Source organism: Janthinobacterium sp. TND4EL3, from assembly GCF_900156175.1.
GTDB lineage: Bacteria > Pseudomonadota > Gammaproteobacteria > Burkholderiales > Burkholderiaceae_D > Janthinobacterium.
The window spans coordinates 180814-197097 of the sequence record NZ_FTMV01000004.1 but is presented as its reverse complement, the minus strand read 5'-3'; the positions used below and the strand labels follow the sequence as shown (position 1 = coordinate 197097).

14 protein-coding genes are annotated in these 16284 nt (G+C 64.0%); 2 read left to right on the top strand and 12 right to left on the bottom strand.

The features are described 5' to 3' along the window. The first annotated feature begins 100 nt into the window (after window positions 1-100). A complete protein-coding gene (locus BXA07_RS09090; RefSeq protein WP_076567456.1) occupies window positions 101-1870 on the top strand; it encodes an FAD-dependent oxidoreductase in 1770 nt (589 codons plus the stop codon). Here the strand turns inward: BXA07_RS09090 and BXA07_RS09085 are convergent. Next, window positions 1867-3219 (bottom strand): M28 family peptidase, encoded by a 1353-nt coding sequence (locus BXA07_RS09085; RefSeq protein WP_076567454.1) that lies wholly within the window; start codon window positions 3217-3219, stop codon window positions 1867-1869. The genes BXA07_RS09090 and BXA07_RS09085 overlap by 4 nt on opposite strands. A gap of 203 nt (window positions 3220-3422) precedes the next feature. On the opposite strand from BXA07_RS09085, the gene BXA07_RS09080 reads away from it, so the two are divergent. Then, the gene (locus tag BXA07_RS09080; protein WP_076567453.1) at window positions 3423-4988 is read left to right on the top strand and encodes a phospholipase D family protein; all 1566 of its coding nucleotides are present in this window, start codon (window positions 3423-3425) and stop codon (window positions 4986-4988) included. A 51-nt stretch (window positions 4989-5039) separates the two neighbouring features. Here BXA07_RS09080 and BXA07_RS09075 read toward each other — a convergent pair whose 3' ends face one another. From BXA07_RS09075 to BXA07_RS09025, 11 genes are all read right to left on the bottom strand, one after another. Then, a complete protein-coding gene (locus BXA07_RS09075; RefSeq protein ID WP_076567451.1) occupies window positions 5040-6008 on the bottom strand; it encodes an IS1595 family transposase in 969 nt (322 codons plus the stop codon). 177 nt (window positions 6009-6185) lie between these two features. After that, complete coding sequence (locus tag BXA07_RS09070) at window positions 6186-6845, bottom strand: ComEA family DNA-binding protein (protein ID WP_076567447.1); 660 nt, start codon at window positions 6843-6845, stop codon at window positions 6186-6188. Between the two features lie 165 nt (window positions 6846-7010). Further along, window positions 7011-7955: a D-glycero-beta-D-manno-heptose-7-phosphate kinase gene (gene rfaE1 / locus BXA07_RS09065; protein ID WP_076567446.1), complete on the bottom strand. Its 945-nt coding sequence runs from the start codon at window positions 7953-7955 to the stop codon at window positions 7011-7013. Further along, window positions 7952-9319 carry a UDP-glucose dehydrogenase family protein gene (locus tag BXA07_RS09060; protein ID WP_076567444.1) on the bottom strand — a complete coding sequence of 456 codons (1368 nt, stop codon included), beginning with the start codon at window positions 9317-9319 and terminating at the stop codon, window positions 7952-7954. The genes rfaE1 and BXA07_RS09060 overlap by 4 nt, the downstream gene beginning before the upstream one ends. 79 nt (window positions 9320-9398) lie before the next feature. Beyond that, window positions 9399-10574, bottom strand: a complete 1176-nt coding sequence (gene lapB, locus BXA07_RS09055; protein ID WP_076567443.1) for a lipopolysaccharide assembly protein LapB — start codon at window positions 10572-10574, stop codon at window positions 9399-9401. 46 nt (window positions 10575-10620) lie between these two features. Beyond that, window positions 10621-10923, bottom strand: a complete 303-nt coding sequence (locus BXA07_RS09050; RefSeq protein WP_076567441.1) for a LapA family protein — start codon at window positions 10921-10923, stop codon at window positions 10621-10623. A 242-nt stretch (window positions 10924-11165) separates the two neighbouring features. After that, window positions 11166-11471 (bottom strand): integration host factor subunit beta, encoded by a 306-nt coding sequence (locus BXA07_RS09045; protein ID WP_008446215.1) that lies wholly within the window; start codon window positions 11469-11471, stop codon window positions 11166-11168. A 20-nt stretch (window positions 11472-11491) separates the two neighbouring features. Continuing rightward, window positions 11492-13204, bottom strand: coding sequence for a 30S ribosomal protein S1 (gene rpsA / locus BXA07_RS09040; RefSeq protein WP_071650172.1), 1713 nt, complete (start codon window positions 13202-13204; stop codon window positions 11492-11494). 118 nt (window positions 13205-13322) lie between these two features. Further along, window positions 13323-13991, bottom strand: a complete 669-nt coding sequence (gene cmk, locus BXA07_RS09035; protein ID WP_076567439.1) for a (d)CMP kinase — start codon at window positions 13989-13991, stop codon at window positions 13323-13325. Between the two features lie 16 nt (window positions 13992-14007). Then, entirely contained in the window at window positions 14008-15363 is a 1356-nt protein-coding gene (gene aroA, locus BXA07_RS09030) for a 3-phosphoshikimate 1-carboxyvinyltransferase (protein ID WP_076567438.1), read from the bottom strand. Window positions 15364-15377: 14 nt separating this feature from the next. Next, entirely contained in the window at window positions 15378-16283 is a 906-nt protein-coding gene (locus BXA07_RS09025) for a prephenate dehydrogenase (protein ID WP_170909631.1), read from the bottom strand. Window position 16284 lies beyond the last annotated feature (1 nt).

Sequence of the window (16284 nt, the reverse complement as noted above, 5' to 3'; positions counted from 1 at the left end):
GGCCTGCGCGCGCGGCGTGCCAGCGCCCCGCGCGCGCATGCGCTAGACTCGTGGCGGTTAGTTATTTTAGTAATTTGCTTATTCACTCAATGGATCAGTCATGGCCAGCACCGTTCCCGAATTCATCCCAGAAACCACGCAGGACGATCCCGTCCAGGCCAGCAGCCTCGATATCCAGGGCCGCATGCACCAGATTTCCCCCGTCTTCACCGAGGCGGAACTGCGCCGCCTGCAGCGCTATGGCAAGGTCTGCCACTATGCGGGCGGCGCCACCCTGTTCGAGGCGGGCAGCAGCAGCTTCGGCATGCTCGTCGTCCTGTCGGGCCACGTGGCCGTCACGCGCCACGAAGGCCTGGGCCGCACGTCGCTGATGCGCGAAATCGGCCCCGGCCACTTCATCGCCGAAGTGGCGCAGCTGTCTGGCCGCCCCGCCCTCGTCAACGGCCATGCCGTGGGCGACGTGGACGTGCTCGTGATCAGCTCGGAATCGCTGCGCGCGCTGATCGTGGCGGAAGCGGAAATGGGCGAGCGCATCGTGCGCGCCCTGATCCTGCGCCGCGTGGCCTTGATCGAAATCAATTCGGGCGGGCCTGTCCTGGTAGGGCCGCGCGGCAATGGCAATCTGTTCCATCTGCAAAGCTTTTTATCGAGCAATGGCCACCCGCACACGGTGCTGGACCCGGCCACGGATGCGGCCGCCGCCGCGCTGGCCCAGCGCTACCAGCCCGCGCCGCAGGAATGGCCGCTGGTGGTGTGTCCCGACGGCAAGATCATGAAGAATCCCGGCAATGCGGAACTGGGGCGCTGCCTGGGCATGCTGCCCGATTTATCCGGCGACAAGATTTTCGACGTGCTGGTGGTGGGCGCGGGGCCGGCCGGGCTGGCCACGGCCGTGTATGCGGCGTCCGAGGGCCTGTCCGTGCTGGCCCTGGAGCAGCGCGCGTATGGCGGCCAGGCGGGCGCCAGCGCGCGCATCGAGAATTACCTGGGCTTTCCCACCGGCATTTCCGGCCGCGCCCTGGCGGGCCGCGCCTACGTGCAGGCGCAAAAGTTCGGCGTCGAGATTGCCACCCCGGCCAGCGCCGCCAGCCTGCTGTGCGACAGCTGGCCGCTGCGCGTCACCCTGTGCGACGGCACGCAGGTGCGCGCCCGCACGGTGGTGCTGTCGTGCGGCGCGCGCTACCGCCGCCCCTCGCTGGCGAATCTGAAAACCTATGAGGGACGGGGCGTGTATTACTGGGCGTCGCCCATCGAGGCCAAGCTGTGCCGGCAGGAAGAGATCATTTTGGTCGGCGGCGGCAATTCGGCCGGCCAGGCAGCCGTGTTTCTCTCCGGCCATGCCGCCAAGGTCCACATGGTGATCCGCGGCGAGGGGCTGGCGGCCAGCATGTCGAGCTATTTGATCGAGCGCATCGCCGCCACGCCGAATATCACCCTGCACACGCACACGGAAATCATCGCCCTCGAAGGCGACGACGATGGCTTGACGGAGGTGCGCTGGCGCAACAACCAGACGGGCGAAGAGTGCGACTGCGCCGTGCGCCGCGTCTTCCTGTTTGTGGGCGCCGATCCGAACACGGACTGGCTGCACGACTGCGCCGTGGCCGTCGATGAACAGGGGTTCATCCGCACCGGTTTCGACGTCACGCGCGCCGAATGCCGCGCCCAGGGCCACGCCGCGCTGTTGGCCACCCCGCCGCCCGACTTGCCGGAGCGGGCCGCGCTGGAAACAAGCGTGCCGGGCGTATTCGCCATCGGCGACGTGCGCGCCGGCTCGACCAAGCGCGTCGCCGCCGCCGTGGGCGAAGGCGCGGCCGTCGTGTCGCAGATCCACGGCTTCCTGGCGCGCCTGCCCGTCAACCATGCCTAGCGCAAGGGTGTCGGGTAAGTTGCCACGCTGACATTGCCATCGTTGTCGACGGCCTGGACGCCGAAGAAGTAGTTATCTTTCGACAATTTCAACCGCGCTTGCGTGACATTGCCCACGTCCTGCGCGCCCTGCCACTGGTCAGCCGTCGTGGCGCGCCAGACGATGCGGTAGCCGGCCAGGTCCGGTTCCGTATTCGGCTGCCATTGCAAGGTGGTGGCGTTTTCCAGCTGGGCCGTGCGCACCTGGACGCCGGCGGGCGCGGCGGGCGCCAGGGCCAGCGAAGCGAGCGCCGCCGCATTCACGCGCGCCACTTGCGCCACGTAGTCGTAATCGACGAATTGCGGCAGGTCGCCATACTGCACGCCGTTTTCCACGCGCACATCCTGATGCTGGTGGGCAAAATCCTCGTTCGGTTCCGTGAAGCGCAGGGCCGCGTAGCCTTGCGCCAGAAACGGCATATGGTCGCCGCCGCGCAAGTAGCGGTCGGCGCGCTGGATGACGTTGACCTTGAAACCGGGCACGTAGCGCTCGCCCACCTGTTTCACATGGCGCGCCAGCTGGCGCGAGAGGGAATCATTTTCGCCGCCCGTGGCCACGAGGCTGCGCACGCCGTCGCTCATTTCCTTGACGGCGGGAATGCCCTCGGCAAACAGGCGCACCTGGCCGCCATCGACGCTGCCGTCGTCGGCGCGCGAACTGCCGATGATGTCGTTATTGAGCATGCCGGCGATGTTGAGTTTGTTCAACTTCGCCTGCTGCGCCCAGTGGCCGGAACCGAGCAAGCCCTGCTCTTCGGCCGCCACGGCCATGAAGACCAGGGTGGCGTCGAACCGGTAGCGCGCCATCACGCAGGCCATTTCGATCACGGCCGCCGTGCCGGACGCGTCATCGTTGGCGCCGGGCGCGTTGCCCTGCGCATCCATCACGTCGGTGGCGCGCGAGTCATAATGGCCGCTGACGACATAGATGCGCCCGGCCGACTGCGGCTGGCTGCCGGGCAGGGTCGCCACCACGTTGACGATTTCCGTCGGCCGCGCAATACGCTTCGAGACGGGCGCGATGTGGCTGTCGAACGCCACCTGCAAGCGCCCGCCCGCCTGCGCGCCGCAGCGCTCCAGCTCGGCCTTGATCCAGCGCCGCGCCGCGCCGATACCCTGGGTGTCGGACACGGTATCGGACATCGTATGGCGCGTCTGGAAGCCGACCAGCTTGCGCACGTGCGCCTCGATGCGCTGCGGCGAGATCTCCGCCACCACGCGCTCGATCTGTGGCTGCGCCCCGTTCGATGGCGCCGCGAACACGCCCGCCGACAGCAGGGCTGCCGTCACCCCCGTCAAAATCCGTACCATGCCGCCGCCTCCTGAGAATAAGTAGACGGGCATTCTCGCATTTTTGACGGCAGGCAAGGATGTTCCACGATGAAAATCGTGCATTGTAGAAACTGCTACAATCGGCCACTTCCCGTTCCGCTCATGAAAGACACGCGCATGCGCCAGACCATCCTCCATCCCGCACGCCGCAGCATGCGCGCGGTCCGCTGACGGTGCGCCGCATGCTCGTCAAACTGCTGCTATGCGCGGCCATCTTCGCCGTACTCAGCATTGCCGCCCTGTACAGCTACGGGCGTTTCGCCGAACGCTCGCTGGGCGCAGCTGGCACGGCCCTGCCCGTGTCTATGGATGCCACCCTGCTCGACCGCGTGCTGGCGCCCCAGCTGGCGCAACGCCCGGGCGACAGCGGCACGGCCCTGATCGACGACAACCTGGAAGCGTTTGCCCTGCGCGCCCTGAGCGCGCGCGAAGCGGGCCGCAGCATCGATCTGCAATATTACATCTGGCAAAACGACGTCACGGGACGGCTGCTGGTGCGCGAACTGCTGCGCGCGGCCGACCGCGGCGTGCGCGTGCGGGTGTTGCTCGACGACATCAATGCGCGGGGCCAGGACGCCGCCATCCTCGCGCTCGACAGCCACCCGCTGATCGATGTGCGCATCTTCAATCCTAGCCGCAACCGCGACGGCATCTGGTGGCGCGCCGTGGAAATGGCCTTGCGCGCCGTCAGCCTGAACCGGCGCATGCACAACAAGGCCTGGATCGTCGACGGCAGGGTGGCCCTCGTCGGCGGGCGCAATATCGGCGATGAATATTTTGATGCCGCCGAACAAGTCAACTTCCAGGATGCGGATCTGCTGCTGGTCGGGCCCGCCGTGCAGCAGACGAGCGACATCTTTGACCGCTTCTGGAACAGCCGCGCCGTCATCCCCATCACCGCCTTGCACGCAGGCAAGAATGCGGGCGCGCCGGAATTGCAGGCGGTGCGCGACCGCCTCGATGCGCTCACGGGCGAAGTGGGCGCTTCGCCCTACCTCCAGCAACTGACCGATGCGGGCCAGTTGCAAGCCCACCTGGACGGCCGGCTGCGCCTGCACTGGAGCGGACAGGTGCAAGTGGTATCAGACCCGCCGGAAAAAGCCGCTCCCGTGGCCGATCTGCAGCGTAGCGAGCACTGGCTCATGCACAGCTTGCTGCCCCTGCTGACGGAAGCGCGCGAGGAAGCACTGCTGACCTCGCCATACTTCGTGCCCGGCACGGCGCTGAGCGCGCTGCTGGGCGACAAGGTTGCGGCCGGCGTCAAGGTCAAGGTGCTGACCAACTCGCTGGCGGCCACCGACGTGGCCCTCGTGCATGCAGGTTATGCGCGCTACCGCCAGCTGCTGCTGGGCGGCGGCGTCGACCTGTATGAATTGAAGACGCAGCACCGCAAACGCATCAGCCTGATGGGCTCGAGCCGCGCCAGCCTGCACACCAAGGCCATGGTGGTTGACGGCGAGCGGGGCTTTGTCGGCTCCTTCAACCTCGATCCACGCTCGGCCCAGCTGAATACGGAAATGGGCGTGCTGTTCACCGATGCGGCGCTGGCGGCCGACATGCGCGCCCTGTTCCAGCACTCGACCTCGCGCGACACCAGCTACCGCCTGTTCCTCGACGATGGCGCGCTGCGCTGGTCGGACGCCACCGAAGAACCCGCCAAGGTGTGGACGCGGGACCCGGAGACGGGCTTCTGGCGCCGCGCGCTGGTGTCCGTGATGCGCTGGCTGCCGATCGAATCGCAACTGTAGGCGCTCCGGCCAGCGGCGGGCCAAACAAGGCGGCGCGCGCATAAAAAAAGGCTATGCCACCGTCAAGTGTGGGAACTCTCCCAGTGTTGCCTTCAATAATGTTTCTGGGGAGCGGATGCGCCCGGCGTCCAGTATCCAGCGCCACCCCAGGTAATTCGGCAGATAACGGCTGGCCACGCCATGGAAGATGCGCAGCCAGCCGCGCAAGCGGCTGTGATACGCGTTGACGTTCTGCACGTGGGCGGCGCCCTGCTCGTGGATGCCGGCACGCAGGTTGACGGCCCGGTGGCTGATGCCCGCTTCCGCAGCGAAAGCCCGGTAGGCGGCATGGCCGTCGGTGACCAGCAAGACGTCCTTGTCGATCACGGGTGGCAGGCAGGCATGCAGCTGCGCCTTGGTCAGCGCCCCTTTTCCCGTGACGAAATCGAGGGTTTGTCCCGTGCGGTCGCGCGCCACCACGATGCAAACCTGTTCACTGGAAATGCCGCGCTGGCGGGCGTGGCCGCCCCGGCGGCGCGCCGGACGCGTCAGATGCCTGGATCCCTTTTCCGATTCCAGCACATACAGCTCGTCCGCTTCGGCGATGCCATGCAGGCAATGGGGCCGGTCCGTCCTGGCGAGCGTCAAAAACCGGTGGCGCCAGCGGAAGGCGGTGTTGCGGTGCACGTTCAGCTGTCGCGCTGCCTGGCGCACGGAAGCCGATGCCAGCAGGCAATCGGCATAGGCTAGCCACAAGGTCTTGTGGCGCAGGCGCGCCAGCGGCGTGCCGGTGAGCGCATTGAAGGTGCGCCCGCACGGCACACAGCGGTAGCGCTGCAGTCCGTGCGCATGGCCGTGCCGGTGCGCATGGCTGCTGTGGCAGGCGGGACAGTGTAGCCGCTGCCGGGCCACGCTTTCGACCAGTGCCACGGCGGCGTTCTGCGATCCTGCCCCGCGCAGCAGAGCAACGCTGGCCAGACGCTGGCGACGGCTCAGTGCGGCGAACTGGGCGATGAAGGTTTTCCATTCGGCTGGCGGCATGGCAGGCTCCCGTTTGTCCGATATGTACAGTCAGACAGCCGGGGCTGAGGAAAATTCCTGGCGTTCCCCTACTTACCGGGGACAGAGCCTAAAAAAAACCCCGCGCGGCCGGTACCACGCGGGGTTTCTTCTCTTGCTGCGCGGCACCACCACGCAGCAAGTTCTACAGCAAAACGCTTATTTTTTCTCGGCTTCCGCTTTCTTCGCCTCGGCCGCAGCCAGTTTCGCTTCTTTCTTCGCGGCAGCGGCGGCAGCCTTCGCTTCTTTCTTGGCAGCGGCAGCTTCCTTCTTCGCTTCGGCGGCCGTCTTCACGGGCGCGGCGCCATCGGCGGCGGCAGCGGCAGGCGCGGCGGCGGCTTCTTTCTTGGCCGCAGCGGCGGCGGCCTTGGCTTCTTTCTTCGCGGCAGCAGCTTCTTTTTTCGTTTCAGCGGCTGTCTTGGCTGGCGCTGCAGCGGTGTCGGTCGCAGCAGCTGGCTTCGCTGCGGCTTCTTTCGCTGCAACTTCCTTCACAGCAGTTTCCTTTTTTGCCGGGGCAGCTTTCGCCACGGGGGCCGCCGGCGCGCCGGACTTGGCCTGGCCATTCACCTGCAAGCCCGCTTCCGACAGTTTCACGGAGCTTTTCGGACCGATGCCCTTCACGCGGCTTTCGAAATCGGCCCAATCCTTGAAGGCGCCGCCCTTGGCGCGCTCGTCGATGATGGCTTTCGACGTGACGGGGCCGATGCCCTTGACGCTGTCGAGTGCCGCCTGGTCCGCCTTGTTGACATCGACCTGGGCAAAGGCAAAGCCCATCGTCGCGATCAGGGTGGCGATGGCCAGCAGTATTTTTTTGAACATGGGTATCTCTCCGTGATGTGGTTTCAAGATGACTCGAACGCAAGGGAGAAGCAGCGCCTTAACGGCTTTAACGGCCATGGCGTGATACGGTTGACAAGAAACGATGGGGGAACGGCGGGAAAGCCTGCGCCAGATCAAACGGCCCGGCGCAGGCAGTGCAAGAAATTACTGCGGGAACAGCTCTTCGCGGGTGACGGTCGCCGTGCCCAGCTTGCCGACGACGATGCCGCCAGCCCGGTTGGCCGTGCGCACGGCGTCGCCCAGGCTCATGCCGGCGCCCAGCATGGCCGCCATGGTGGCGATCACGGTGTCGCCGGCGCCCGAGACGTCGAACACTTCGCGCGCATCGGTGGGCATGTGCAGCACGTCATCGGCCGTGTACAAGCTCATGCCTTCTTCCGAACGGGTCAGCAGCAAGGCATCCAGGCCCAGTTGCGCGCGCATCTGCTGCGCGCGCTCCGTGAGCTGCTCTTCCGTGCTCCAGTTGCCAATCACGCGGCGCAGTTCCGCCTTGTTCGGAGTGAGCACTGACGCTCCGGCATAGCGGCTGAAATCGTCGCCTTTTGGGTCGACCATGACGATCTTGCCGGCGGCGCGCGCGGCCTTGATCATCTCGGCCACGTTCACCAGGCTGCCCTTGGCGTAGTCCGACAGGATCACCACGTCGTACTGCGGCAAGAGGGCGTTAAACTGCGCCAGCTTGTCGCGCAGCACCGTATCGCTGGGCGCATCCTCGAAATCGATGCGCAGCATCTGCTGCTGGCGGCCGATCACGCGCAGCTTGATGATGGTGGAAATGGCCGCATCGCGCTGCAGATAGCTGTGGATGCCGCCGCCTTCGAGCAGGCGCTCGACCTGGCTGCCGGCCTCGTCGTCGCCCACCACGCCCAGCAAGCTGGTCTTCGCACCCAGCGCGGCCGCGTTGCGCGCCACGTTGGCCGCCCCGCCCAGGCGCTCTTCGCGCTTTTCGATGCGCACGATGGGCACCGGTGCTTCCGGCGAAATGCGGCTGACATCGCCGAACCAGTAGCGGTCCAGCATCACGTCGCCCACCACGAGCAGACGCACCTCGGCCAGGGCGGCCAGCGCCGTCATGTCACGGGCGCTCATGCGCGCGTCAGGATCGAGCGACCGATCCCGTGGTATTCGATGCCCGCCTCGGCCATGACGGCCGGCTCGAACAGGTTGCGGCCGTCAAAGATCACGGCCTGCTTCAGGCGCGCCTTGACCTGCTCGAAGTCGGGGCTGCGGAAGGCTTTCCATTCGGTCACGATGACCAGCGCGTCGGCGTCCTGCAGCGCATCCTTCGGACTGTCGGCAAAGCGCACCTTGGCCAGTTGCTCCGGCGTCAAGTCCAGCTGCAGCACGCGGCGCGCCTCGGCCATGGCGACGGGGTCGTACACGGCCACCGTGGCGCCGCGTCCCAGCAAGTCGGCCAGCAGCACGCGGGCCGACGCTTCGCGCATGTCGTCCGTATTCGGCTTGAAGGCCAGTCCCCACACGGCGAAATGGCGGCCCGTCAGGTCTGCGCCGAAGCGAGTGACCACTTTGCCGCCGAGAATATGTTTCTGCTTGTCGTTGACGGCTTCCACGGCGCGCAGGATCAGCAATTCCTGGCCGTGGCCGCGCGCCGTGCGCTCGAGCGCCTGCACGTCTTTCGGGAAGCAGGATCCGCCATAGCCGCAACCGGCGTACAGGAAGCTGTGGCCGATGCGCGGGTCCGAGCCGATGCCGTGGCGCACGGCCTCGATGTCGACGCCCACCTTGTCGGCCAGGTTCGCCAGTTCATTCATGAAGGAAATACGCGTGGCCAGCATGGCATTCGCCGCGTACTTGGTGAACTCGGCCGAGCGCACGTCCATCCAGTGGGTGCGCTCGTGGTTGCGGTTGAACGGGGCGTACAGGCTTTTCAGCAATTCGCGTGCGCGCTCGCCTTCCGGCGTGGCGTCGACGCCGATGACGATGCGGTCCGGGCGCATGAAGTCTTCGACGGCCGCGCCTTCCTTGAGAAACTCCGGGTTCGACGCCACCGAGAACGTGGCGGCCACGCCGCGCGCGTCGAGTTCGCCCTGGATGGCGGCGCGCACTTTTTCAGCCGTGCCGACAGGCACGGTGGACTTGTCGACGATGACCTTGAAGTCCGTCATGTACTTGCCGATACCGCGCGCGGCGGCCAGCACGTATTGCAGGTCGGCCGAGCCGTCTTCATCGGGCGGCGTACCGACGGCGATGAATTGCATCGCGCCGTGGGCGGCTGCCGCTTCGACATCGGTGGAAAACGTCATGCGCCCGGCGGCGCGGTTGCGCGCCACGACCTCTTCCAGGCCCGGTTCATGGATGGGAATGCCGCCGCTGTTGAGCAGGGCTACCTTCTGTGCGTCCAGGTCGAGGCAAAAGACGTCGTTGCCCAGCTCCGCCAGGCAGGCGCCGGTCACGAGGCCTACATAGCCCGTGCCGATAATGGTGATTTTCATGGTTGTGCCGTATGGATAAAAAGCAGGTCTTACATAGAAGTACACGCCACATTGCTCAGGGCAAGGTGACGTGTACGAATCAGTTCATTACATTGAGTTCTTCGGTGCGCCGCGGTGGATAGGTTTCCCACTTGTTGCAGCCAGGGCAATGCCAGTAGAACTGGCGCGCCTTGAAGCCGCAGTGGCTGCACTGGTAGCGGGCCAGCTTCTGCGTGTAGCCGTGCACGAGGTTTTTCACCATCGACAGCTCGGACCAGATGGCGGCCGGGGCATCCATCATGCGCGCTTCCAGCAGCTTGTCGAGACCCAGCAGGGTCGGCGTGCGGCGCAACTCGGTGCTCACCAGCTGTTTCGCCGCTTCCACGCCGTCGAGTTCGATAACGGCCTTGAAGACGACTTCGATCAGGTCGATCGACGACGCCTCTTCCAGGTAGGAACGCAGCAGGTTGACGCCTTCCTGCGCGCGGCCCAGCTTGGTGTAGCCGTCCATCAGGCGCTGCGCCACCAGGGCCACGTGCGGCACGCTTTGCTGCTCCACGCGGCGCCAGGTGGTCAGCGCGCCTTCCACGTCGCCGCGCGCCAGCAGCACGTCGCCCGTCAGGATGGTGGCGCGCACGCTCTTGCGGTCCGTCTGCAGGGCTTTTTCCAGCAGCGGCATGGCTTCGTCCGGTTTCATGTGCACGAGGGCGTCATGCGCCAGTTCGCAATAGAACTGGGCGATTTCCTTCTGGCGCGCACCGGCGCCCGATTCCTGCAAGCCCACGGCCGCTTCGATGGCGCGTGGCCATTCCTTTTCGCGCTGGTAGATTTCCAGCAGCGCGCGGCGCGCCTGGGCCGCATATTGCGTGTCGATCAGGCTGTTGAAGGTTTCTTCGGCACGGTCCAGCAAGCCCGCCTTCAGGTAATCCATGCCCAGCTCGTAGGCCGCGTGCCCCTGCTGTTCCAGCGGCAAGTCCGGGCGCGCCAGCAAGTTCTGGTGCACGCGGATGGCGCGCTCCGTTTCGCCGCGGCGACGGAACAGGTTGCCCAGCGCAAAGTGCATATCGGCCGATTCCGGGTCCAGCTTGACGACTTCGATGAAGGCGTCGATGGCCTTGTCGTGCTGTTCGTTGAGCAGGAAATTCAAGCCCTTGAAGTAATTGCGCGGCAGGCTGCGCGATTCGGACACCAGTTGATGTATGTCAACACGCGCGGCGATCCAGCCCAGCGCGAAAAACACCGGGATACCCAAGAGCCACCAGAGTTCAAAATCCATGCGATTGTTTTTATTCGAGTAAGAGAGATAGGAGCGACGGCGGCGCTTACTGCGCGCTCACGCTGTCCGGTTGCGGCTGTACATTGCTCGGTACGCCAACGGTCTGCAGCGCGGCAATGGTGGTTTTTTGCTTGCTCGCTTCGCGGCGGTGACGGAACACGGTCGGCGTCAGGGCCAGCACGCCCAGGCTGGCGCCGGCAACAAAAAAGCCGAGCAGCATCAGGACCAGGGGGCCGCGAATTTCATAATTGAGGAAAACATGCAGGTCGACAACCTGCGCATTCTTCAGCGCAAAACTGAAGAACAGGACGAAAAGAACACAGCCAACGATGGTGGAGATGATTTTCATCGATAGGTCCAGAAAGAACAAAAAAATGCCCGTGCCACATGGCACAAACGTAGAGTGATGATCAAACCGTAGCGAGCGGCAGTGAGTTGTGGCCAAGAAGCGCAACCGTACTGAAGTACGGTGAGCATCGCAGGCCGCAAAGCGCGACGCGCAGTAGGTTTGAGCAGTGCTCTACGGCATATTAACAAAAAAAAGCGGCATCCAAGGACGCCGCTCTTTATTTTCCGCCTTCCAGCAGACGATTAATCCTCGATAATCGGTTGCCCGACCATCGCGTCCACCCGCTCGCGCAACTGTTTGCCCGGTTTGAAGTGGGGTACCCGTTTTTCAGGCACCATCACCTTATCGCCGGATTTCGGGTTGCGGCCAATGCGCGGGGGCCTGCTGTTCAGGGCAAAACTGCCAAAACCGCGGATCTCGATACGCTGACCGGTCGCCAGGGCGTTGGTCATCGCATCGAGAATGGTCTTGACGGCATACTCCGCATCTTTCGCCACCAGCTGAGAATAACGCTCAGCGAGGCGGTTGATCAGCTCGGACTTTGTCATCTGCCAGTATCCGCGAAGTCTTAGTTCTTGTTATCGAACTTAGCTTTCAACAAGGCGCCCAGGCTGGTGGTGCCCGAAGCTGCGTTGTTGTCGGTAGCTGCCATCTTTTGCATGGCTTCCTGGGTTTCCACGTTGTCTTTCGCTTTGATCGACAGTTGGATACCACGGGCTTTGCGGTCGATGTTCAACACCATTGCTTCGACGGTGTCGCCGACTTTCAGGTGCGTACCAGCATCTTCAACGCGGTCGCGCGAGATTTCGGAAGCGCGCAGGTAGCCTTCAACTTCTTCGGACAGTTGGATCACGGCGCCTTTAGGCTCAACCGATTTCACGGTGCCGGTTACCAGCGAGCCCTTGTCGTTCATGGCTGCGAAGTTGTTGAATGGGTCACCTTCCAGTTGCTTGACGCCCAGGGAAACGCGCTCGCGCTCAACGTCGATGGCCAGAACGATGGCTTCCAGTTCGTCACCTTTCTTGAAGCGACGCACGGCTTCTTCGCCGGTTTCGGTCCAGGACAGGTCGGACAGGTGCACCAGACCGTCGATGTTGCCGGCCAGGCCGATGAACACGCCGAAGTCGGTGATCGATTTGATCGCGCCGCGGACTTTGTCACCTTTCTTATGGGTAACACCGAAGTCGTCCCATGGATTGGCTTTGCACTGTTTCATGCCCAGCGAGATACGACGACGCTCTTCGTCGATTTCCAGAACCATCACTTCTACTTCGTCGCCCAGTTGGACAACTTTGTTAGGAGCAACGTTTTTGTTCGTCCAGTCCATTTCGGAAACGTGTACCAGACCTTCGATACCCTGTTCCACTTCAACGAACGCGCCGTAGTCGGTCAGGTTCGTTACTTTACCGAACAGACGGGTGCTTTGTGGGTAACGACGGGACAGACCGGTCCAAGGATCGTCGCCCAGTTGTTTCACGCCCAGCGAAACACGGTTTTTCTCTTGATCGTACTTCAGGACCTTGGCGGTGATTTCCTGGCCAACCGTCAACACTTCCGACGGGTGACGTACACGGCGCCATGCCAGGTCGGTGATGTGCAGCAGGCCATCGATACCGCCCAGATCCACGAACGCGCCGTAGTCGGTGATATTTTTGACGACGCCGGTCACGACCGTGCCTTCTTTCAGCGTTTCCATCAGTTTCTGACGCTCTTCGCCCATCGAAGCTTCGATGACGGCGCGGCGGGACAGAACCACGTTGTTACGCTTGCGATCCAGCTTGATCACTTTGAATTCGAGGGTTTTGCCTTCGAATGGGGTGGTGTCTTTGACAGGACGGGTATCAACCAGCGAGCCCGGCAGGAATGCGCGGATGCCGTTGGTCAACACGGTCAGACCGCCTTTGACTTTACCATTGACGGTACCGACGACGATTTCGCCCGATTCCATCGCTTTTTCCAGAGCCAGCCACGAAGCCAGACGCTTGGCTTTATCGCGCGACAGGATGGTATCGCCGAAACCGTTTTCCAGCGATTCGATCGCCACGGAAACGAAGTCACCAACTTTGACTTCCAGTTCGCCGTGGTCGTTCTTGAATTCTTCGACAGGGATGAATGCTTCGGATTTGAGGCCAGCGTTCACGATCACGAAATTGTGGTCGAGGCGCACGACTTCAGCGGAAATAACTTCGCCGGAGCGCATATCTTGACGCGACAACGATTCCTCGAAGAGCGCAGCAAAACTTTCCATACCGGTAGATTCGTTAGTTGTAACAGTAGACATAGGGTTCACACAGGTTATCCAGCAGAGATCGCACGATGCGACTTAAACTGGGTTAGGTTTTTGACACACCCGGACAGGCCAGGAGCCGTCAACGGGCACCACATAGCACAACAACACGCTATTTTGCTGCAGCTGCATACCATTTCAACACGGTTTCAACGGCATCATCTGCCGTCATTTCCGACGTATCGAGGACATGCGCCCCTTCCGCGGGGACCAGCGGCGCAATCGCACGGTGAGTATCACGTTCGTCCCGCGCCTGCAAATCCATCAGAAGGTCTTCCATATTAGCAGAAAAACCCTTGTCTATCAATTGCTTGTAGCGCCGTTGCGCGCGCGCCTCGACGCTGGCCGTGAGGAACACCTTCAATTGGGCATGCGGGAAGATCACCGTGCCCATGTCGCGCCCGTCGGCCACCAGGCCCGGCGTCTTGCGAAAGCCCAGCTGCAAACCGACGAGGGCATGGCGAACAGTTGGCAATACAGCAATTTTCGATGCCGTATTGCCCACTTCTTCCGCGCGGATCTGCTCGGTGACGTTTTCGTTGGCCAGCAGGATTTCGCCGCCCGCGAAATGGCAGGGCAAGTGCTCGGCCAGCTTGGCCAGCGCGTGCTCGTCGCGCAAGTCCGTGCCGCGGCGCAGCGCGCTCAAGGCCGTCAGGCGGTACAGCGCGCCCGAGTCCAGGTAATGAAAGCCCAGCTTGTCGGCCACGCGGTGCGCCACCGTGCCCTTGCCGGAAGCGGTGGGGCCGTCGATGGCGATGACTGGAATATTGGAGGTCGACATAGTATTAAACAATCAATTAAATCAAGGTATCTTTGGCAATCCCCGCAAACGCGGCGAAATACTCGGGGAAGGTCTTGGCCACGCATTTCGGGTCGTTGATGCGCATTTCGTTGCCGCGCCGCGCGGCGCCATCGAGCGAGGCGAGCGAGAAGCACATGGCCATGCGGTGGTCGTCATAGGTATCGATGGTGGCGGCGGCGATGTGCGCCGGCGGCGTCACGCGCAGGTAGTCCGCGCCCTCTTCCACTTCCGCGCCCAGTTTGCGCAATTCCGTCGCCATGGCCGCCAGGCGGTCCGTTTCCTTCACGCGCCAGCTGGCGATATTGCGCAAGGTGCTCGTGCCGTCCGCGTACAGGGCGGCCACGGCGATCGTCATGGCCGCGTCGGGAATATGGTTAAAGTCCATGTCGACGGCCTTCAGCACGCCGTTCGAGCGGGCCTCGATCCAGTTCTCGCCCATGGTGATGGTCGCGCCCATCTGCTGCAAGGCTTCGACGAAGCGCACGTCGCCCTGGATGCTGTCGCGCCCCACGCCTTCCACGCGCACGGGACCGCCGCCGATGGCGCCGGCCGCCAGGAAATACGAGGCCGACGAAGCGTCGCCTTCCACGTGGATGGTGCCCGGGCTTTGATAGTGCTGGCCCGGCTGCACGGTGAACGACTGCCAGCCGTCATGCTCGACCGTCACGCCGAAACGGCGCATCAGGTTCAGGGTAATCTCGATGTACGGCTTCGAAATCAGCTCGCCCGTGACGTCGATGGTCACAGCATGGTCGCGCGCCATCAGCGGCGCCACCATTAGCAAGGCCGTCAGGAACTGGCTCGACACGTTGCCGCGCACGGCGATGCGCTGCGCGTGGATGTGGCCGCGGCGGATGCGCAGCGGCGGGAAGCCCTGCTCGCCCGTGTATTCGATCTGCGTGCCGACGGCGTTGAGCGCGTCGACCAGGTCGCCGATGGGGCGCTCGTGCATGCGCGACACGCCATGCAGCGTGTAGTCGCCGCCGATCACGGCCAGCGCCGCCGTCAGCGGGCGGATGGCCGTGCCGGCATTGCCCATGAACAGGTCCGCCGCGTGGTGCGGGAACACGCCGCCGCAGCCTTCCACGTGGTGCACCTGGTGCGCCGTGGCCGGATCGCCCGTCAATTCATCCTGCGTCCATTTGACGCCCAGCGACGTCAGGGCCGTCAGCATGACGAAGGTGTCGTCGGAGGCGAGCAGGTCGATGATTTTCGTCGTGCCCCTGGCCAGCGCGGCCAGCAGCAGCACGCGGTTGGAAATGCTTTTCGAGCCGGGCAGACGCACCGTGCCTTCGACGTGCATCACCGGCTTCAAATCGATATGGTGGGGGTAGTGCTTGGTCTGGGTCATGCTGGAATCCTTAATTATTGTGTGGGCGCGGGCGCTTCCGCCGTTTCGATCGCCTCTATCCATTGCTGCCGCGCGTGCTGGGCGTTCGCATACACGCCTTCGATGGCGGCGCCGTCGTGCGCGGCCAGGTGGGCGCGCAAGGTCGTCAACTGCGCCAGGTAGGCGTCCAGTTCATGCAGCAGCGCCGGCTGGTTGGCCAGGCTGATGTCGCGCCACATTTCCGGCGATGAGCCGGCGATGCGCGTAAAGTCGCGAAAGCCGCTGGCCGCGTATTGAAACAGCAGGCCCGCGTGCGGTTTGTTGGCGATGTCGTCAACCAGCGCAAAGGCCAGCAGATGCGGCAGATGGCTGACGGCGGCAAACACCTTGTCATGTTCTTCGGGGCTCAAGGTGTGCAGGATGGCGCCGCAGGCGCGCCAGGCGGCGGCCACCCGTTCCACGTCGGGGGCGGCGTTTTCCGCCAGCGGCGTGAGCACCACCTTCTTGCCTTGATATAAATCAATGATGGCCGCATCGGGGCCATTCGTCTCGCGTCCCGCAATCGGGTGGCCGGGCACGAATTGCGCCAACTTGCCTTTGAGCGCTGCGCGCGCGGCCGCCACCACGTCGCTTTTCGTGCTGCCCGCGTCGGTGACGACGGTGCCCGGCTGCAGGTGCGGCGCGATGGACGCCAGGATGGCGCCCGTCTGCGCCACGGGCGCGGCGACCAGCACCAGGTCGGCGCCCGCCATGGCTTGCGCCATGTCGCCGCCGATTTCGTCGATGATGCCCAGTTCGAGCGCGCGCGCCATCGAGGCCGGCGAGCGGCCCATGCCGACCACCGTGGCGACCGCGCCCGCGTGCTTCAGGGCGCGCGCGAACGAGCCGCCGATCAGGCCTACGCCGAAGATGACGATTTTTTTCAGTGCAGGCGTCGTCATA